The organism is Lachnospira hominis (ex Hitch et al. 2025), assembly GCF_040096395.1.
Lineage (GTDB): Bacteria > Bacillota > Clostridia > Lachnospirales > Lachnospiraceae > Lachnospira > Lachnospira hominis.
This window is the reverse complement of sequence record NZ_JBBMES010000001.1, coordinates 282188-303532: the sequence shown is the minus strand read 5'-3', so window position 1 is coordinate 303532 and position 21345 is coordinate 282188. Positions and strand designations below refer to the sequence as shown.

19 protein-coding genes, 1 tRNA gene and 1 other annotated feature (1 of these 21 running past the window's edge) are annotated in these 21345 nt (G+C 35.4%); of the genes, 7 read left to right on the top strand and 13 right to left on the bottom strand.

The annotated features are described in order from the left end of the window. Positions 1-46, bottom strand: a binding site (T-box leader); it reaches 287 nt to the left of the window's first position. Between the two features lie 58 nt (positions 47-104). Genes WMO38_RS01365 through WMO38_RS01340 form a run of 6 tightly spaced genes read right to left on the bottom strand, consistent with a single transcriptional unit; the run spans position 105 to position 6530 of the window. Beyond that, positions 105-743 carry an HAD family hydrolase gene (locus tag WMO38_RS01365; protein ID WP_349161103.1) on the bottom strand — a complete coding sequence of 213 codons (639 nt, stop codon included), beginning with the start codon at positions 741-743 and terminating at the stop codon, positions 105-107. Next, positions 736-1614: a tetratricopeptide repeat protein gene (locus WMO38_RS01360; RefSeq protein ID WP_349161100.1), complete on the bottom strand. Its 879-nt coding sequence runs from the start codon at positions 1612-1614 to the stop codon at positions 736-738. Before WMO38_RS01360 ends, WMO38_RS01365 begins: the two co-directional genes overlap by 8 nt. Then, on the bottom strand, positions 1601-3475 hold the full coding sequence (locus WMO38_RS01355) for an alpha-amylase family glycosyl hydrolase (RefSeq protein WP_349161098.1): 1875 nt from the start codon (positions 3473-3475) through the stop codon (positions 1601-1603). The genes WMO38_RS01360 and WMO38_RS01355 overlap by 14 nt, the downstream gene beginning before the upstream one ends. Then, the gene (locus WMO38_RS01350) at positions 3472-4938 is read right to left on the bottom strand and encodes an MFS transporter (protein WP_349161096.1); all 1467 of its coding nucleotides are present in this window, start codon (positions 4936-4938) and stop codon (positions 3472-3474) included. Before WMO38_RS01350 ends, WMO38_RS01355 begins: the two co-directional genes overlap by 4 nt. 7 nt (positions 4939-4945) lie before the next feature. Then, positions 4946-5878 carry a radical SAM protein gene (locus WMO38_RS01345; protein ID WP_349161094.1) on the bottom strand — a complete coding sequence of 311 codons (933 nt, stop codon included), beginning with the start codon at positions 5876-5878 and terminating at the stop codon, positions 4946-4948. After that, positions 5853-6530 (bottom strand): ClpP family protease, encoded by a 678-nt coding sequence (locus WMO38_RS01340; protein ID WP_021865936.1) that lies wholly within the window; start codon positions 6528-6530, stop codon positions 5853-5855. Before WMO38_RS01340 ends, WMO38_RS01345 begins: the two co-directional genes overlap by 26 nt. A 249-nt stretch (positions 6531-6779) precedes the next feature. Between WMO38_RS01340 and WMO38_RS01335 the strand changes: the two genes are divergently transcribed. Beyond that, the gene (locus WMO38_RS01335; RefSeq protein ID WP_349161093.1) at positions 6780-7766 is read left to right on the top strand and encodes a DHH family phosphoesterase; all 987 of its coding nucleotides are present in this window, start codon (positions 6780-6782) and stop codon (positions 7764-7766) included. A gap of 116 nt (positions 7767-7882) precedes the next feature. Here the strand turns inward: WMO38_RS01335 and WMO38_RS01330 are convergent. Further along, positions 7883-7955: transfer RNA gene (locus tag WMO38_RS01330), tRNA-Thr, on the bottom strand. 146 nt (positions 7956-8101) lie between these two features. On the opposite strand from WMO38_RS01330, the gene WMO38_RS01325 reads away from it, so the two are divergent. The 6 genes from WMO38_RS01325 (at position 8102) to WMO38_RS01300 (ending at position 13692) form a co-directional block, all read left to right on the top strand. Continuing rightward, a complete protein-coding gene (locus WMO38_RS01325) occupies positions 8102-8869 on the top strand; it encodes an ABC transporter ATP-binding protein (RefSeq protein ID WP_349161092.1) in 768 nt (255 codons plus the stop codon). Continuing rightward, the gene (locus WMO38_RS01320) at positions 8866-9654 is read left to right on the top strand and encodes an ABC transporter permease (protein WP_021865939.1); all 789 of its coding nucleotides are present in this window, start codon (positions 8866-8868) and stop codon (positions 9652-9654) included. Before WMO38_RS01325 ends, WMO38_RS01320 begins: the two co-directional genes overlap by 4 nt. A 76-nt stretch (positions 9655-9730) precedes the next feature. Then, entirely contained in the window at positions 9731-10225 is a 495-nt protein-coding gene (locus tag WMO38_RS01315; RefSeq protein WP_021865940.1) for a DUF5721 family protein, read from the top strand. A 212-nt stretch (positions 10226-10437) separates the two neighbouring features. Next, entirely contained in the window at positions 10438-12432 is a 1995-nt protein-coding gene (gene htpG, locus WMO38_RS01310; RefSeq protein ID WP_349161090.1) for a molecular chaperone HtpG, read from the top strand. A gap of 88 nt (positions 12433-12520) precedes the next feature. Further along, positions 12521-13261, top strand: a complete 741-nt coding sequence (gene lepB / locus WMO38_RS01305; RefSeq protein WP_349161089.1) for a signal peptidase I — start codon at positions 12521-12523, stop codon at positions 13259-13261. A gap of 116 nt (positions 13262-13377) precedes the next feature. Then, complete coding sequence (locus WMO38_RS01300) at positions 13378-13692, top strand: DUF1540 domain-containing protein (RefSeq protein ID WP_349161088.1); 315 nt, start codon at positions 13378-13380, stop codon at positions 13690-13692. 75 nt (positions 13693-13767) lie between these two features. On the opposite strand, the gene WMO38_RS01295 is transcribed toward WMO38_RS01300, so the two are convergent. The 6 genes from WMO38_RS01295 to WMO38_RS01270 all read right to left on the bottom strand — a co-directional run bounded on the left by WMO38_RS01295 (position 13768) and on the right by WMO38_RS01270 (position 21337). Next, positions 13768-15474, bottom strand: a complete 1707-nt coding sequence (locus WMO38_RS01295) for a diguanylate cyclase domain-containing protein (RefSeq protein ID WP_349161087.1) — start codon at positions 15472-15474, stop codon at positions 13768-13770. 58 nt (positions 15475-15532) lie between these two features. Next, a complete protein-coding gene (gene ptsP, locus WMO38_RS01290; protein ID WP_349161086.1) occupies positions 15533-17236 on the bottom strand; it encodes a phosphoenolpyruvate--protein phosphotransferase in 1704 nt (567 codons plus the stop codon). Between the two features lie 76 nt (positions 17237-17312). After that, positions 17313-17576 (bottom strand): HPr family phosphocarrier protein, encoded by a 264-nt coding sequence (locus tag WMO38_RS01285; protein ID WP_349161085.1) that lies wholly within the window; start codon positions 17574-17576, stop codon positions 17313-17315. Between the two features lie 35 nt (positions 17577-17611). Beyond that, a complete protein-coding gene (locus tag WMO38_RS01280; protein ID WP_349161084.1) occupies positions 17612-19561 on the bottom strand; it encodes a PTS fructose transporter subunit IIABC in 1950 nt (649 codons plus the stop codon). 58 nt (positions 19562-19619) lie between these two features. Then, on the bottom strand, positions 19620-20522 hold the full coding sequence (pfkB, locus tag WMO38_RS01275) for a 1-phosphofructokinase (protein ID WP_349161082.1): 903 nt from the start codon (positions 20520-20522) through the stop codon (positions 19620-19622). Continuing rightward, on the bottom strand, positions 20519-21337 hold the full coding sequence (locus tag WMO38_RS01270) for a DeoR/GlpR family DNA-binding transcription regulator (protein ID WP_349161081.1): 819 nt from the start codon (positions 21335-21337) through the stop codon (positions 20519-20521). The genes pfkB and WMO38_RS01270 overlap by 4 nt, the downstream gene beginning before the upstream one ends. Positions 21338-21345 lie beyond the last annotated feature (8 nt).

Here is a 21345-nt window from a genome sequence, read left to right as displayed (position 1 = left end):
TCTGTGATGTACGTGCTAAATGTACTATTTTGTTCAACGACTTTTTCTATTTATTTAACTTGTGACTGATTGTAACACCAAAAAATTTTGATGTCAATGTTTTTTTACAATTCTTCCATGAGTTCTGGAAGATTTTTTATATCATCTATTTTCGCAATATATTTATCACTGCTTACATTTCCAAAACCATAAGCTGCATAAATAAACGGAATTCCCGCATAATCCGCCGATTCAGCATCACCTGATGTATCTCCTGCATACACAGGGTTACAAAGATTATTTCTTTTTATAAGAATCTTATTACTCTCGCCCTTGCATGTTCTGGTTCTTCCCCAGCACTCAGTATCCTCAAAATACTTTGCAAGCCTGTGAGCCTTTAAAAAAGCTTCGATATAGCCGTCCTGACAGTTGCTCACTATAAACAGCCTGTATTTTTTTGATAATAATGATAATACATTTTCAAGTCCGTCAAAAAGCCTCGCACCATGTTCTGAAAGATATTCATTTTCATACGCACACAATTCATCCATAATCGCAGTCTGTACTTCTTTTGATTCTAACGGAAAAAGTTTAGCTGCAATATCATACATTGGAAGTCCCATACATTCACCAAGTTCGTTTATTGTAACTGGTGGTCTTTTTATTTCAGCATGTCTTTTTAATACAACATTCCATGACTCGCAGATTGGCACTGTTGAATCCCACAGTGTTCCGTCAAGGTCAAATATTATCGAATCAAACATTTTCAAGTTCCTCCAAAAGCTTTTCAAGCTGTTCTTCCTGTGTTATGTCATAAACTATCGAAAAACAATCTTTTGCAAGTCGATAATCCTGACTTTCCATCATTATCTGTCCGACACGGTATATTACACCTATAGTATCTGATGATGGTCCCGGCTCAATTCCTTCATCATCAAACATTTTCTGCATTTCTTTAACAGAAAGCTTAGGTGTCTCCTGATTTAAAGCCTGCTCAATATAAGAAAGTTCTGCATCTGCATTATCTGTTTTGTAATAAATATTGCTATATATATAACAGGCTCTTGCCACTTCCGGCTTGTATGCAGAAAGATAATAAAATCCCATATTTCTGTAATATCTGGCCATTGTTGCTCTTGTGCAGCAAAGCCTGTACGCCTCTTTTGTTGCTATCATATATCTTTTTAACATATTAAGATACTTGTAACATTCCGCAAGTCCAAGAATTGCATCCAAATCTACGGGATTCCAGCATATTGCGTTGCTGTATGCTTCAATACCTGCTTTATAACGCCCGCTTTTCACACACAAATCGCCATAGGACCTGTAATATTCACCATATGGAAGTTCACTTAGTACCACATCGCAATCAGGTTTGAAATAAAATGCATATATATAATATTCCATAACATGATTAAGGCTCATATATATATGTTCACAATTATCCTGTGGTTCGCTGATGCTTATATTTCCTCTTGCATCTATAGAACCAGCTCGTCTTACTTTCACCTGTTCTTCTATTGATTTAAGAAGTTCTTCAAGCATATGCATTGCTTTATCTGCTTCTTCATTTTTTACAAGTTCTTTAAATTTCTCAAAATATTTTTTTAATTCTTCCGGATTATTTATATTCACGATGACCCCTTTTTATATTTTTAATATTTTTTATAGTTGCTGTTAATACAGCTGATGTCCTCGGTGCGATATGAAGTGTTCTGTTGTCTGTAACGCTTACACTTTCATCATCCGCCGAACATATTTTCACATTCCATGATGATGATTCAGAAATTTTTGGAAGTGCAAGTTCATGTGCTTCCCAATGCATGTTGTATGCAATATATATAAGCTCAAATTCATCATCTTTTCCTGCATTTGTCTTACAATCTGAATATTTTGTACAATACATTATTCCAATATGCCTGTTATAATTTTCTGTAACCTGATACCATGCACCGCTTCCATGATAAGAAATATCAGGGTAACCGCATGAAAGTGAATCAGAGGCAAGCAGCTTGTCTTTCATATGAAGGATATTATATTTTTTCCTGAATGAAATAAGTTTCTTTACAAATTCCGTCATTCTTTTTGATACTTCATTATCATTCCAGTTTACCCATGAAATTTCATTATCAAGGCAATATGGATTATTATTTCCAAGCTGACTGTTAAGGAATTCATCACCACCGAAAATAAGTGGTGTTCCCGCTGAAAACATAAGCATCATAAGTGCATTTTTCATCTGCTTTTCCCTGAGAGCCAGAACTTTTTTCTTTTTCGTGCGGCCCTCAAATCCGCAGTTCCAGCTGTAATTGAAGCTCTCGCCATCACGGTTATTTTCATGATTTGCTTCATTATGTTTCCTGTCATAACTCACACAGTCGTTTAATGTAAATCCATTATGATTAGTAATATAATTAATTACCGCCGCATTCTGTGGATTATTTCTCTGTGTATTTATAAAATCTTCAAGCTGGTTATCGTCACCTTTCAGAAAACGTCTTATAATTCCAAGATACCCATCATTATAATCTGCCATATGACGCACATGTCCTCTCTTGCCATCCCAGAACACTGTAATTATTTTGGTATATGAAAGAACAGGGTCTGTGGCACAGACATTTAATGCACATGGCGGACCATACAGATGCACTCCGTCAATATGATATTCCATCACCCAATAACGTATACAATCTGTGATAAGTTCAGGTGTCTCATCGCTAAAATACATCTCCATAATAACTTCTATTCCTTTTTTATGAAGCTGCTTTACCATATTTTTAAACTCATATGTGTAATCATTTTTGTATGATGCACACGAAGTAAAAGAAGCTTTCGGTGCAAAATGGAGTGCATTGCAATATCCCCAGTAATTAAGCGGACGTCCCTGCTCTGCCATTTTATACATTCCTGATGGTTTTTCATTTTCATCATAATCCGGAAAGCGTCCGGCTTCATCATATTCATAAGCCGGCATAAGTTCAACCGCCGTAATTCCAAGTTCTTTAAGATAATCTGCTTTCTGGATAATACCGTCAAAAGTCCCTTTATGTTTTACCATTGATGTTCTGCTTTTAGTATATCCACGGACATGAATTTTGTAAAAAATACTGTCTTCATATGGAGTCTGAAGAGGCATATCACCTTCCCAGTCAAATTCATCAAGCACAATTCTGCTCAGATATCTGGCATTATCCTGTATTTTATTAAATTCACTGCAGCATGTAACTGTCTTTGCATACAAATCCGGTATCATTTTTCCATCTAACTCATAACAGTACATTGCTTTATCAAGATTTTCACCGGAAATATTACATGAAAACACATCGCCTGTCTTGTATGTTTCATCTAACTCTACTCTGCATTTCAGATTTTTTCTTCCGTCAAATATCAGCAGTGTTATATTATCAGAAACACCTGCAAATGCAAAATTATATGACATACTTCCGGTTTTTTGTGCTCCACGCTGTGCCGGATTGCCTTTTTTTATATTTATCATTCTTTTCCACCCTTCAGACTGTATAAATTTTTCATCGCAGCTTTGTCGAGCTTATAATATCTCATTGCAAATAAAGTTATAAGCCAGCCAATAATAGGTATTATACAATAAAAGAAAATTGTCATCCATTTTAATGGCTGCGTAAGTTCGTCGCCAACCTGTGGAAACACTTTTGAATAACCTATAAGTGAAAGTGATATTCCCACAAAAAATGTTCCCAGTGCCGAAAATGATTTGTCAATAAATGAAAATAAAGCTCCCATGATTCCCGGAACAAAATGTCCGCTTATTGTATATTCATAATCAGTACAGTCAGCTATCATAGGCACAACCATATTGTTTGTTATTGATTTTACACCATTGAGCAGTGCAAATACTGTCAAAAATACTATCGTTATAAGATTAATATTCGTAACTGATACTTTTGTAAGGTCGCAAAAAATCATCATAATCATCAATACAGACTGGAATATAATTGCAAACCATGTCGCTCCTGTCATTGCTTTTTTCTGTCCATATTTCTGTGCATATTTAATTCCTATATAAATAATTCCAAGATTAGGTATTCCAACTATTATGCCAATAATTCCAGCAAGAGGATAATTTTTCATAAGTATGCCGTATAGCATGACAATAACTGTAGAATTGCCGTAAACCATAGCAGCGAACTTATCTGACGCAGCCGCAATTATAAGCATTCTTATAGGTTTATTATGCTTTAAAATCGAAGCATAATCGCGGAATTTAATATTCTGGGGCTTATCACCCGAATTATTATTTTCAAGATTAAAAAATTCTTTTCTATCTTTCTGCCATATTCCTATTACAGCCAGAACCGTACATATTGCCGATAAAATAACAACAGTTATTACAAATTCAGCAAAAAGCTCACTGGAATTAAAATTTTTATATTTATGTATAAGATATACCGAAACATAAAATGCTGTAAGACCATGTGCGAACATTATAAATGTTGAATCAAAAAATGTTATAAGCGGTCTCTGGTTTACATCGTTCGTTATAACTGACTGACCTGATTTTACAACTGTTGTCTGAAAAGTATATCCTATTATATACACAGCATAAATTATTATAAAATACGGTGCACGTATAAAACGAGGCACAAGGTGTGTTGTAAAAAAAAGCACCAGTGAACTTGCTGCCATAAGAATATATCCAAGAACTATAAATGGCCTGAATTTTCCAAATCTGCCATTTGTCTTATCAAGAATATATCCTATAACAGGGTCTGTAATTCCATCAAACACTCTCATTCCGGTAAGAATAAATGATATTACAACTACACCTATTCCCGCAATGCCATTGGCATAATATGATACATATCCCATCATTGCCAGAAATAAATTAGTCGATGTATTATTAAGCGAAAAAAAGGCTATCTGCCAGATATGTGCCCTATTTTGTTTTATTTTATTATCCTGCCCATGTACTTCTTTTTTCATTATATAGTCAAACTCCCTCACAGTCAAATTCAGGGATAAAGCTTTCCGATGCAGTCTCTCCCTCCTGGATAAAACCGTTTACAACTCCGAGTTCAATGGCATAATCAACAACTTCATCATATTCTTTATCTGTCACTTTCCGGTTTATCTCAGGGTACTTTTCAACCTGTTTCAGCGGTGTGTACTGGTTCATAATACTTATATAAATATCATCTTTAAAAGTTTCATATAAATACTTTATAACATTTTTTGAATCATATGTCATCCCCGGCAGTATAAGATGTCTTACTATCATTCCTCTTTTCATAATTCCACGTTTATCAAAAACTGGTTTTCCAACCTGTTTAAACATCTCATCAAGAGCTTTGGATGCAACATCAAAATAATCTTTTGCATTGGAATATTTAAGTGACAGTGAACTGTCCATATATTTCATATCCGGAAGATATATGTCAATAAGACCATCAAGAAGCTTTAAAGTTTCTATGTTTTCATAACTGCCTGTATTGTATACAATTGGAATTATCAGTCCGTTCCTTCTTGCTTTTTTTATAGCCTGTGCAATCTGCACCACAAAATGTGTCGGCGTTACAAGATTAATATTATTGGCACCTTTTTCCTGCAATTCCAGAAAAATATCAGCAAGCCTGTCAATGCTGATAATCTTTCCTGTTTGTGCCGCAGCTATATTTCTGTTCTGACAAAATACACATCTTAAAGTACATCCTGAAAAAAACACAGCTCCTGAGCCTTCCTCTCCTGAAATACATGGCTCTTCCCACATATGCAGGGCCGCTCTTGCAACACAGAGTTCATCCGTCATAAGGCAGTAGCCTTTTTCTTTATTTTTTCTGTTTTTTTTACAATTTCTTGGACATAATTTACATTCGGACATTTCCTTATCCGCAATATTTTCAGTCATGTTCTTTTCCTTTTTCATTCATAAGTTCCTGCATCTTCGCAAATGCTTCCTTTATTCCTCCGACGCCATTTACAAGTCCTTTATCTACAGCTTCCTGTCCGACAAGAATTGTTCCTAAGTCTTTTGTCAGAATTCCGGTGTTCATCATCATTTTCTCCAGTTCATCTTCCGAAACCTTTGAATGTGATGATATAAACCTGACAATCCTGTCCTGTATCATTTTAAAATAATCAAATGTCTGTGGTGCACCTATAATCGTTCCATTCATTCTTACAGGATGAATAATCATAGTTGCCGTCGGTGCAATAAAACTATAATCTGTACTCACTGCAAGCGGTACTCCTATGCTGTGTGAATCACCAAGCACAAGCGAAACTGTCGGCTTTGACATTGAAGCAATCATCTCTGCAAGAGCCAGCCCTGCACTTACATCACCACCAACTGTATTCATAAGAAATAATACACCATCTATCTCTTCATTATCTTCAATTGATGCAAGCTGTGGCAGAATATGCTCATACTTTGTTGATTTACTTGATGCCGGAAGAACATCGTGTCCTTCTATTTCACCGATAATCGTCATTAAATGTATTTTACCATGTTTTTTATTATTCTCAAGCACTACCTGTCCAAAGTCCTGAATTTTCTTATCTTTTTCCTTTTCTTCCATATACTGCCCCCATTTTTATAAATTAAAACATATTAACACTCAATAATATTGTGCTTTTAAAATTTATTTTTATTCACATATGGATATACTATTCACATTAAGACATATTGCAATGAATGACAGCTTATATTAAAATAAAATATAATTTTTAATTATGAACTGTTGAAACAGTTCTATTCAAATGTAATTTTTACACAAGCGGCAAAAGTTTAATTTGCATATAATTAAACGCAGAATTGGAGAACTCTGATGATTGATTTAACAAAAATGATAGACAGTTTCACACACAGGCATGTTTTTATACAAACACACAATTTTCCTGACCCCGATGCAATAGCAAGTGCTTACGGTCTTCAGTATCTTCTGCACAGCAGAGGTCTTGAATCTACTATTATTTACAAAGGAAAAGTTGAACACGGAAGTTCAAATGCAATGGTTAAAAAGCTTGGTATTGAAATCATTGAATATTCTGATATGACTGAGATGTCACAGGATGCAGAAATAATTCTTGTTGATTCGCAGAAAGGCAATGCCAATATAATCGACATGCCCGGAAATGAGGTGGTCTGCATTGACCATCATCCTATATTTGGCAAATCACAATATACTTTTTCTGATATAAGGCCTGAAGTTGGTGCATGTGCTTCAATGATAGCACAATATATTTTTGATGAAGGTCTGCAGATACCCGGCAATATTGCAACAGCACTTTTATACGGAATACGTATTGATACTGCCGGATTGAGCCGTGGTATGTCCAATCTTGACCTTGATATGTTTTATAAATTATTCAATCTTGCCGACCGCAAAAAGATTGCCGAACTTGATAACAGCACTCTGCGTCAGACAGACCTGCTTGCATATTCCTCAGCAATTAACAGCATAAAAACATATGGAAAAACATCATATGCCAATACCGGATATAACAGTCCAGAACCGCTTATTGCTGCAATATCTGATTTTATTATGATGCTCGACACAACTGACAACACAGTCGTTTACTCTGTAAAAGATGACGGAATAAAAATATCTGTGCGAAGCGTCGGAACAATTAACGCCGGAAAGGTTGCCAATCAGGCACTTGAGGGCATCGGAAGCGGCGGCGGACACGAAAATATGGCCGGTGGTTTCGTTCCTTATGATAAACGTATTACAGACCCTGTCCACAACGATAAATATATTTCCGAGCTGACCAATGAAATCGAACAGCGTTTTGCCAATGTGATCGATAGTTGAACACCTTCTGACTACCAAAAAACACTTAATTTTCACCTAAAACCGACAAATATTTTTTACATGTAAAAATCCCCGCAAGCCTTAATTTACAAGGTTTTGCGGGGATTCTTAATGTAAGCTACCAGCCGGAATCGAACCGGCGACCTTCTCATTACGAGTGAGACGCTCTACCGACTGAGCCATGGTAGCATGAAACAAAAGATATGTTACCATATCAAACAAAAAAAGTAAAGATTTTTTACAACTTTTATCATTTTCCTGACATATGAATGCTTATGCCGGACACTTCCAACACAAATGCATAATATAAGATATAACCTGATTGGAGCCCTGTTATGAAAAATATTCTTTCCATTAAAAATGTAAGCTATTCTTATCATACACAGGAAGGTGAAACTCCCGCCCTGACTGACATAAGTTTTGATGTCAGCTCCGGAAGCTTCACATGTATTGTCGGTCCGTCCGGATGCGGCAAATCTACACTTCTTTCCCTGATTTCAGGGCTTTTGCATCCCGACAGCGGTGAAATATATATAAATGGATGTAGCTCATCCGGTTCACTTCTTCATATAGGATATATGCTTCAAAAAGACAGTCTTTTTGAGTGGCGTTCTGTTTATAAAAATGTCCTGCTTGGTCTTGAAACAAGAAATATGCTCACATCGGAAAAAAAGGAACTTGCTGATAAAATGCTTGAAACTTACGGTCTTGTCAATTTTAAAAATGTAAAACCTTCACAGCTTTCAGGTGGAATGAGGCAGCGTGTAGCCCTCATAAGAACACTCGCACTTGAACCTGATATACTTCTTCTTGATGAACCATTCTCTGCTCTTGATTATCAGACCAGACTTGAAGTAAGCGACGACATATATAAAATTCTGAAAGAGCAGAACAAAACGGCAATCCTTGTAACTCATGACATTTCCGAAGCAATTGCAATGGGTGACAAGGTTATTATTTTAAGTGCAAGACCCGGACGAATTAATAAAATTATAGATATAACATTTGATAATCTGACAGACGGACGCACACCTTTTAAAGCAAGAAGTTCTCCCGGATTTTCTGATTATTTCAACACAATATGGAAGGAGCTGGTACAATGAGTGCACAACAGCAGGCCTACCTTAAACAAATAAAAAAATACAAATTATTTATCACATTATCGAGGATTTTTCTTTTTGTTATTTTCCTCTTTTTGTGGGAAATTTCGGCAAGATTCGGCTTGATAGAAGCTTTTATATTCAGTTCACCATCAAGAATCTGCATATGTTTTTATAAAATGCTGATTGACGGAAGCATATTAAAGCATGCTGCTATTACACTCGGCGAAACTTTTTTCAGCTTTGGTCTCATAATTGTATTCAGTATTGGCACCGCCCTGCTTTTATGGCTTTGCAAGCCACTATCCGACATACTTGAACCGTACCTTGTAGTTCTTAACAGTCTTCCTAAATCAGCACTTGCACCAATGCTCATTGTATGGCTTGGTAACAATGCGAAAGCTATTATTGTAACAGCCATATCCGTTGCAATTTTTGGTACAATACTAAATATATACACAAGCTTTGCCGATACAGACCCTGATAAAATCAAGCTTATGAAAACTTTCGGTGGAAGCCGTTTCCAGATTCTTACAAAGCTTATCCTTCCGGCATCATTAAACACAATTGTAAGTAATATGAAAGTCAATATCGGTCTATGTCTTGTCGGCGTAATCATTGGTGAATTCCTTGCTGCAAGAGCCGGACTTGGATATGTAATAATTTACAACAGTCAGATTTTTAATATGGATCCTATTGCAATGTCAATAATTATTCTGTGCATTATTTCAATGATACTTTTTAAAATTATTGATTTAATACAGAAATGTGTTGAAAAATTATATTAGCCTTTCATAATTTTTATTGACTTTTTATATTATTCGTATTAGTATATATTATATAAATTTTAATGGGGTACTTAATATGATTTCACTAACTATCAAAGATACTAAGACTTTCATGTCTCATCTTCTTATAAAAGACACATTTGATAATATGCTCCTATCAGAAGCAGCCATAGTAACAGGCAACACCTATAATATCAATGGTTCAATCAACCGTTCTTTTTTCTCTGATGATGAGCTGGCTTCACTGGCCAGCCCGTCATATTCGCAGTGGTCTAAGATAAAGCCGGTGTGTTTTGGTCTCATTAAAGGTAATAAAGTTCCTACATCATTGAAGATAATATTTCTCTTATCAGAAGGTGACACATCACAGCTGGCCGGGCAGACCGACATTAATCCAGAAGATATCAACGGACTTTTTATAAATATACGCTATTCTGACTCAGGACTTACGCTTGTAACAGGAACCTCTGTCAGAACATTTACACTGGATAAGTCACTTGAACATGCTTTTGACTCATATGTAAAAGTATTCCTTGAAACCTCCGGCATTAACTATGAAGAAATTTCATAGAATTTTAATAATCTCCTGCAGCCGTGTATTTATGCGTATTACGCCCCTTCCTGTTAGCACTCATTTGTTTTGAGTGCTAATTTCTTCTTGACTTTGTTCATTTCCTGTATTAAATTACATTCTAGATTGATTTATGTTAAATTCATTTTGAATTAACAGGCACATAAAAGCTTATCAGGCTTTTAAATATATTTAATGGAGGATTGATTAATATGGCAAACGAACATGGTAATTTATCAATTAACAGCCAGAATATTTTCCCTATAATTAAAAAATGGATGTATTCTGACCATGATATTTTCTACAGAGAATTAATTTCTAATGGTTGTGATGCAATTACAAAGCTAAAAAAACTTTCTTTAATTGGTGAGTATGAAGCCCCTGATGATATTGAATATAAACTTGACGTTAAAGTAAGTCCTAAAAACAAGACTATCAAAATCATTGATAATGGTATTGGTATGACTAAGGATGAAGTAAATGAATATATTAACCAGATAGCATTTTCAGGTGCAGAAGCTTTCCTTGAAAAATACAAGGACAAGACTAACGAAGACCAGATTATCGGTCATTTTGGTCTCGGTTTCTACTCTGCATTTATGGTTGCTGACAAAGTAACTATCGACACGTTCTCTTTCCAGAAAGATGCAACAGCAGTTCATTGGGAATGTGACGGCGGTACTGAATATGACATGAAAGATTCTGACAAACAGAATGTCGGCACAGAAATCACACTTTACCTTAATGAAGACAGTTATGAATTTGCAAATGAATATAAAGCAAGAGAAGTTATTGAAAAATACTGCTCATTCATGCCTGTACCTATCTTTTTAACTAACGAGGATGAAGAACCAAAGACAGAGGAAATTCCTGAGGAAGAAGTTACAGAAAAAGATACTGTTATTGAGACATTTATAAAAGAAGCCGAGACAGAAGAAGTCGAAAAAGAAGACGGAACAAAGGAAACAGTCGAAAAAACTCCTGCCAAAAAAATGGCTAAAATAGTAAAACGTCCTGTTCCTTTAAATGATATTCATCCACTTTGGACAAAACATCCAAACGAATGCAGCGATGAAGATTACAAAGAATTTTACCGCAATGTATTCCACGATTATAAAGAACCTTTATTCTGGATTCATCTGAACATGGATTATCCATTTAATTTAAAAGGTATTCTTTATTTTCCAAAGATTAACACAGAGTATGAAACTATTGAAGGCACAATAAAGCTTTATAATAATCAGGTATTCGTTGCTGATAACATAAAAGAAGTTATACCTGAATTCCTGCTTCTTCTCAAAGGCGTTATTGACTGCCCTGACCTTCCTCTTAATGTTTCAAGAAGTGCATTACAAAATGATGGTTTCGTTAAGAAGATTTCTGAGTATATTACTAAAAAAGTCGGTGACAAGCTCACAGGAATGTACAAAACACAGAAAGAATCATATGAAAAATATTGGGATGACATCAATCCATTTATCAAATTCGGCTGCTTAAAAGATGAAAAATTTGCAGAAAAAATGAATGATTATATTATCTTTAAGAACATTGACGGCAAATATCTCACGCTCAAGGAATGTCTTGAAGAGAATAAAGAACATCATGAAAATACTGTATTCTATGTTACTGATGAAACAGAACAGAGCCAGTATATCAACATGTTTAAAGAAGCCGGTATTGATGCTGTAATCCTTACACATAACATTGATCAGCCATTCATAACTCACCTTGAGTCTAAAAACGAGGGTGTTAAATTCGCAAGAATAGATGCTGACTTATCAGACAGCTTCAAGGAAGAAACAAGTGAAGATGAATTGAAAGAAATATCTGAAACACTCACTGAAACTTTCAAGAAAGCTCTTGGCAAAGATAATCTTAATGTCAAAGTTGAAAAGTTAAAGAATGCATCTATTTCATCAATGATTACTCTATCTGAACAGGACAGACGTATGCAGGATATGATGAAAATGTATAATATGTATGGCATGGATCCATCTATGTTTGGTGCCAACAGCCAGACACTTGTCCTCAATGCCAATAATGAACTTGTCAAATATATTGCTGAACATAAAGATGGCGAAAATACAACTCTCATGTGTGAACAGCTTTATGATCTTGCTATGCTCAGTCATGCACCACTCACACCTGAACAGATGACTAATTTTATTGCAAGAAGTAATAAAATTATGGAATTGCTTGCTAAATAAGCAATTTTAACGTATTATATAAAAAAAAGGCACTGGGATTATATTGCCTCAGTGCCTTTCTTTTAAATTTTTTAAAATGAGGGTTATTATGTCAGATTATAACAATACACACAGTAACAATACTAATGACGATTTATATGATGATGACTATATTACATATGAAGAAACAAATGATGATGATTATATAGATGATGATGTTCTTGATCTGGAATTAGATGATTTCGATATTTATAGACAAAATCATTCTACAAATAAAAAATCATCATTAAATAAACAAAAACCAAAGCTCAATCCTTTTGTTGAAGAGGCTTTAAGCATAATCAAACTAATTGCCGTTGCATTTATAATAGCATTTATTTTTACACAATATATTATTGTAAATGCCGAAGTACCTACAGGTTCAATGAAAAATACCATCATGGAGGGTGACAGGCTTATCGGTTTCAGATTATCTTATTTGTTTAGCAAACCTGAACGTGGCGATGTAATAATTTTCAAATATCCTGATGATGAAAAACAAAATTTTGTCAAACGTGTAATCGGAATACCAGGTGATGTCGTTCAGATTATTCATGGAAAAGTTTATGTCAATGGTAATGAGCTGGATGAACCTTATTTACGTGAACCTATGAACGATAATGAAGAGGAACAGGTGTTTGTTGTTCCTGAAGGTCACTATTTCGTAATGGGTGATAACCGTAATGATTCTTTGGATTCAAGATATTGGAAAACAAGTAATTATGTTTCAGAAAAGAAAATTCTTGCAAAAGTAATATTCAGATATTACAACCAGTCAAGACATAAAATTAATTTCAAATTATTTAATTAATTTTCATTTAATTGATTTGAATAAACTACACATTTTTGCACATATTAAACATGTCCGGAATATCCGGACATGTTTTTTTCGCGGAAATAATTATTTACGCAGAACAGGAGGATTTTATGACAACATTGGGATGTAATGTAAACGCATGTTCACACAACAAAGACAATTGCTGCTGTCTTTCATCAATCAAAGTTCATGGAAACAGTGCATGTAAATGCGATGAAACATGCTGCGGCAGTTTCTACGAAGCCGACAGTGAAACAGCAAAAAACGCAAGCGAATCTCCTAAAATCAATCTAAGTATCTCATGTGAGGCTTCTAATTGTGTATATAACGAAGACAAAAAATGTAGTGCCGACCATATCGATATCTCAGGCATCTGTGCACAGGATGCATCAGAAACAGTCTGTGCTTCATTTAAGTGTAAATAATATAAATAATGGGAGAAACGTGTACCGCAAGGTGCACTATAAATAATAGGAAGTCCGCCATAAGCGGACTTCCCATTATTTATCAGAAAAGTGATAATTATTTCCACCAAGTTTTTTAATAAAATACATTGCATCATCTGCTGCCGCTACAACAGAATCTTCATTTGTTCCATTCTCGGGCACCATTGCAATTCCAAGGCTTGAATGAATATTTATCATAGCATTGTCAACTTCATATGATTCTTTAAAAGAATCAATTATACGATGTGCATACTGACTTACAACGTTATAATCATGACTGTCAACGATAACAGTAAATTCATCACCTGCAAATCTGTATACTCGGAACAGATTATCATTTATTTTTTGTATTCTCTGGGCAACTTCCCTTAGAACCATATCTCCGCTATTATGTCCGTAGGTATCATTAATATGTTTAAATTTATCAATATCAAACAAAAATACACTAAATTGCTTATTATCACCAAAATACTTTATCAAATCTTCCTTAAATGCCATTCTGTTCGGAAGACCTGTCAACATATCATGATTTGCAAGCTTTTCATATTTTTCCGTTGAAATACTTAAATTCTTATTTATCTTCTCTTTATGCATATTAGATGCAAACAGACATACAGATATAATAATTAGAAATGCTATTATAATTCCAGAAAAGATAATAATATCCCTATTTCTTTCAAAAAAATTCTGTTCATGATTGATAATAATTGCATTTTTAGGAAGCAATTTTGATGAAACTTCATATTTTTTCATAACATTCTCATCAAACATAATCACTCTCGGCGGTTCTGTCTGTATTCCAATACTTGAAACATCTGTACCATTAAAATACTGCTGTACCATTGACGCCGCAATTTTTGCCATCTCCTTCTGAGATACCATCTCACCACCGATAACGCCTTTTCCCATACCTATAGACACAATACTGAATGTAGGAACAGGTGCATTTTCTGATACAAGCTTTATTCCCTGTGAATCTATATATGTATTTCCGTCTTTATCACTGCTGCACATTATATATATAAGAATCGTATCCGAATCAAGACTTTTTACTTTTTCAATCAAATCATGCTGACTTAGTTTTGATGCATTAATTTCATCAAACTCATATTGCGGATAAATATTTTTATATTTATAATACTGTATTCTCTCACCCATACCGGTAACAGTATCATCAAGAATCGCAACAATCTTTTTGGCATCCGGAATAATCTTTGATGCAGCCTTAATTGTATTTTTGTATGAAAGACTTTCAATGACACCTGTAATCTGCGATGATGCTGAGACTGCAACTGCCTTATCATCATTGTTGACACCTTCAAAAAATATCGGAATATCTTTAAATAATGTATCCTTATTATCTACAGCAAAATTAAATGCTGCATCATCACCGACGATAATTGCATCATATGGTTCAACCTCGCCAAGATAATAAACCATATGCCTGTAAAAATCATCAACACTTTCTGATGATGTCAGATTTTTTGAATCCATAAACTTATAATCAATAACTACATCTTCATTAAGTACTTCTTTTATACCGGCAATCTGTTCAGGCACTGTTTCCCATGCATATGAATATGAACTTATAAAAAGCACTCTCTTTTTTGTAGTGTACTTCTGCTGATTTTCTTCCTGTGCATAAACACTCTTATATAATAATGACATACTACTCACTGCACCTATCATTATTATAATAAATAATATTGCTTTTAGAATTCTACTTCTTTTTAATCTGTCAGTTCCAAAAAAGCTTTTCATATTCTCTCCTGTCTCTGACACCGCCCCTGTACTTATGCGTTGCCGGTATTTTTATATTTTATCTTTGATATCTTTTTAATATCTCATATACCTCTTCCTGCGTAGCACATTTCATAACTTCATCTGCAACTTTATCTGCCTCAGCTTTTGTCCATTTTGCAATCTGTGCACGCGTCCTTAAAATTGATGATGCATTTACACTAAATTCCTTTAATCCAAATGATATAAGAAGTGGTGTAAGAAGTGGATCTGCAGCAGCTTCGCCACACATTCCCGCTATAATATTCTCATTTGCAGCTGCACTTATAATTCTTTTAATTGAACGTATAACTGCAGGATTGTATACAGAATATAAATATGCAACCTTTGAATTGCCACGGTCAACAGCCATTGTATACTGTGTAAGATCGTTTGTACCGATACTGAAAAAATCGGCTTCTTTTGCAAGCAGATCAGCGATTTCACTTGCCGCTGGAGTTTCAATCATAACACCGACACTTATATTTTTATCATAAGGTATATTTTCCCTATCCAGGTCAGCTTTGATATCTTCAACTAATGCTTTTACTTCTCTCAGCTCATTTACACACGTAACAAGAGGTATCATTATCTTTATTTTACCAAATACACTTGCTCTAATCAATGCTCTTAATTGAATTTTATACATTTCTTTTCTGTCAAGACAATATCTGACTGCCCTGAATCCAAGAAATGGATTATCCTCTTTTTCCATTCCAAGATATGGAATATTTTTGTCTCCTCCAACATCAAGTGTTCGTATAATTACTTCTTTTCCATCCATCATAACAGCTGTCTTTTTATATGCTTCAAATTGCTCTTCTTCCGATGGAATCTGATTATTTTCCATAAATAAAAATTCTGTCCTGAAAAGTCCGATACCTTCACCATCATTATCTTTGACATTTTTTGCATCTTCCGGTTTTCCTATATTTCCAAACAGTTCTATTTCAATAGAATCAGCTGTCTTTGTGGCTTTGCCTCTGTATTTATTTAATTCTTCTTTATTTTTAAGATATTTTTCTTTCTTTGCTTTATATTCTGTAATCTCTTCTTTAGACGGATTAAGAATGACATATCCTTCTTTTCCGTCAATCACTGCCTCCATCCCATCTCTTGCATTGTCGGTTATATCATCTACGCTGAACACTCCCGGTATTTCCAAAGCTCTTGCAAGTATAGCAGAATGTGATGTAAAGCCTCCTGCCTGTGTTATGATGCCTTCTACATTTTCCTTTACAATTCCGGCAGTCATTGAAGGTGTTAAATCTTTTGCTACAATTATGCTGCCTTTAGGCACTTCGCTTATATCAATATCTCTGTCTCCTGTAAGAATTTTTAACAGACGAAGCCTGATATCTTTAATATCCGCCGCTCTCTGGACTGTAAGCTCATCATCTGTCATTGTAAACATTTCAATAAACTGTTCACATACTTTATCAACAGCTTCTTCTGCACACATTCCGCTGTTTATCTTATCTTTAATTTCATCCTGCATAAATGGGTCTGACAGCATTATTATATGTCCCTCTATAATTTCTGCATTCTTTTCTCCTGCTGTTTTTCTCATATGTTCAGCCATTTTTGTTGTTTTTTCAATAAATTTATCAACTGCCTGTAAAAAACGTTTTATTTCATTTTCTTTATTCTCTGGCGATTTTATCTCGTACACAGGCATATCATTTTTTATAATAACAATTTTTCCGATTCCATAGCCCGAAGACCCACCAATTCCTTTATACATAACTGCCTCCTTTTAACTCCTAAACCACAAAGCCGCCGGAACATGAACCGGCGGCTTATCAATAGCTATACGTACTTTATTCTCCAAGTCCCGATTCAATTAATGCGGTAATGCTTTCACAAGCCTCCTGCTCATCAGCACCATCACATTCAACTTCTATCTGGGAACCACATTTCATACATCCCGCAATAATATTCATAACACTCTTGGCATTAATCTTTTTTCCATTAAATACCAGACTAATATTACTTTTATATTTTGCCGCTTCTTTAGCAAGCACGCCTGCCGGACGCATATGAAGTCCCTGTTCATTTTTAATCACCACTGTTTTTGATACCATAATAATTCTCCTGTCTGTTCATTACGCTTTTATTTTCACTTTACTTTTTTCTTTAATGCTGAAAGAATTAATGCTCCAACTATACTTCCTACTGCAAGTGCAACTATATACATAAGCCAGTTGCCAACAACCGGAAATACAAATACACCACCATGAGGTGCCCTCAATGTACATCCAAATGCCATTGACAGACCACCTGCAACTGCCGAACCAACAATACAGCTTGGAATTACTCTTAATGGATCAGATGCTGCATATGGAATTGCTCCTTCTGATATAAAACATAATCCCATAATATAGTTTACCACGCCATTTCTTCTTTCTTCATCATTCCATTTATTCTTAAAAAATGTTGTTGACAATGCAATAGCTATCGGTGGTACCATTCCACCAATCATTACAGCTGCCATAACATCAAAGTTACCTGTAGCAAGCGATGCAGTACCAAATACATATGCAGCCTTATTTACCGGTCCACCCATATCAACGCTCATCATGCCTGCAACAATTATTCCAAGAAGAACTTTTGATGTATTTCCCATGCCATCAAGCCAATTGCTTATTCCTGTATTAATCCATCCCATAGCAGGATTAACAGCACACATTACAAGTCCTATAATTATAATTCCGCCGAGAGGATATATAAGCATCGGTCTTATTCCGTCCATACTCTTTGGAAGCTTTCTGGTTATCTTCTCCAGAAGAAGAACAACATATCCTGCAACGAAACCTGCCAGAAGTGCTGCTAGAAATCCTCCTGAAATTCCGACTGTCTTACCCTGTGCAAGATCCACAAAATTAGTTCCGTTCATCGCAAGCACACCACCGGCAAAACCAACTGCAAGTCCGGGTCTGTCTGCTATTGATGATGCAATAAATGCGGCAAGTATCGGTAACATAAATGCAAAAGCTGCATTGCCTGTTGTCTTGAAAAATGCAGCAGCAGGCGTATTCATACCGAAATTAGACGGGTCAATTGAATAATCATCAAGAAGAAATGCAAGTGCAATCATTATTCCGCCGCCAATTACAAATGGAAGCATATGCGAAACACCATTCATAAGATGTTTGTATATTACATGCCATGCGCCTTCTTTTTCACCTGATGAAAGGCTTTCCTTTTGTCCACCCTCCTCATGGTACACCGGAACTTTCTTTTCTACAATTTTGGTAATCAACTCTTCCGGTTTATGAATTCCATCCGATACTTTCGTAAACAATACTGGTTTTCCGTCAAATCTTGCTGTTTCTACATTTTTATCAGCTGCAACAATTATGCCATCGCACGCTTCTATTTCCTCAGCTGTAAGTGCATTCTTTACACCGCCTGAACCATTAGTCTCGGCTTTCAGGCTGTAACCCATATTTTCTCCAGCTTTCTGCAATGCTTCTGCCGCCATATATGTATGGGCGATTCCAGTTGGACATGCAGTTACAGCCAGTACACGATACTTTGCATTATTGTCATTTTGTCTAATCTGCTTTTCTCTTTGTTCTTTTTCATCTAAAGATTCTTCATCACCATATTTTTCTGATTCTTTTTCATCAATCACAGCCAAAAATTCCTGTTTGCTTTTTGCATTCAAAAGCTTATTTTTAAAATCTTCATCCATAAGAAGAACCATAAGGCGTGATAAAACCTCAAGGTGAACATCCGCACCGTCCTCAGGTGCTGCTATCATAAAAAACAGATTGGACGGCTGTCCGTCAAGTGCTTCATAATCAACTCCATCCGGTACTGTAATTGCTGCAAGTCCCGGTCTTTTTACTGCACTGCATTTTGCATGAGGAATTGCTATTCCTTCGCCAACAGCTGTTGAACCCTGCTCCTCTCTTGCTTTTATGGCCTGTGTATATTCAGCCTTGTCTGACAGATTTCCTGCTTTTTCATGAAGGTTTACCAAAATCTCAATAGCAGATGATTTGTCCTTAACTGAAACACCAAGCTCAATTCCCGATTCATTTAATAATTCTGTAATCTTCATGTCATCTTCCATCCTTTCTTTTTATTTTTAACACATCTATTATATGTGTCATTCACTGTTATAACTGTTTTAACAATTCTTCCGTCTTTTCTTTAGTGGCAAGCCCTTCCAGAAAAGCTGTGGCACCGCCTGCGGCAGTTGCATATTTTAGGGCTTTTTCGTAATTCCTGTCCTTAAAATAACTTGCAACAAACCCCGCAACCATCGAATCTCCTGCACCTACCGAATTAACAACCTGACCCTTTGCAACGCCTATTTTATATACCTTTTTATTTTCCGTAAAAAGCACCGCACCGTCACCTGCCATAGAGACAAGCACATTTTTCGCCCCCATATCCTGTAATTTACCTGCATAATAGTTCATCTGTTCTTCATCAAGTGATGTCTTACCGAACATTTCCGCAAGTTCATGGTTATTCGGTTTAATAAGAAATGGCCTGTATTTTAATACATTCAGTAAAAGTTCTTTTGTAGCATCAACCACAACATTAACATTCTTCCCTGAAATTCTTTCTATAAACTGCTCATATATATCTTCTGGAACACTTTTAGGTATCGTCCCTGCAAGTATCAACGTATCACCATCTTTTATTTTATCCAGTTTCTTAAAAAGCTGTTCCAGCTCATCTTTTGAAATTTCAGGTCCTGCCGCATTAATATCTGTTTCCTTTGTGCCCTTGACTTTAACATTTATTCTGCTTAATCCACTGTTAAGATGTATAAAATCCGTCTGAACACCCAGATTTTTTACGCCATTTTCAATCTCTTCACCTGTAAATCCCGCAACGAAACCTAATGCTATACTTTCAACGCCAAGATTATGCAATACAGTCGAAACATTAATTCCTTTTCCGCCATATAAAACATATTCACCATGGCTTCTGTTTACCTGACCAGCTGTAAGATTATCAACATGCATCGCATAGTCAATTGCAGGATTCAGTGTAACCGTATAAATCATTCAACATGCACCTCCTTAATCAGAGTAAGTTCTTTATACTTATCTTTAACAATACCATCCGTTACAATACACGCTTTTTCTAACGGAGCAAATGTTACAGCTGTAACTTTGCCAAACTTTGTGTGGTCAGCAAGAACATAGCTCACATAACTGTGATTGACTGCTTCTTTTTTCAACATTGCTTCATCTGTGTCAACTGTTGTAAATCCATGTAACGGATGTATTCCGTTAGCACCGATAAAAGATTTTGTAAAATTGAATTTTTTTATGCTCTCAACAGCCTCACTGCCGACAACTGCCTCAGTCTTTGCTCTTATAAGTCCACCCGCCATATAAGTTTTAAATCCTTTAGATATCAGTTTTTTTGCATGTACAATTCCATTCGTAACAAATACGGCCGACACACTTATGTCTATATAATCAATAAGAAACTCTGTTGTAGTTCCTGCATCTATATATATAAAATCATCATTCTGGATTGTTGAAGCTGCATATTCTGCTATAGCTTTCTTCTCTGCTACATTCTTTTCGTACTTGGTATCAACATCATCTTCAGATGTAAGGAACTCCTGTTCAACTGCTGCTGCACCTCCACGGATTCTCTTTACTTTTCCCAGTTCATCAAGTGCTGTCAGATCTCTTCTTATTGTTGCCGCTGATGCACCTATTTCATTCACCAGCTGCTCAACCGTCACAGCCTGATTCTTTTCAACTGCTTCAGTTATCAGTCTGTATCGTTCCTGTGTCAGCATTAATAACCACTCCCTTAAACCATTTTCTTTATCTATGATTAAAATATCACTCTTTTTAATCATTGTCAATC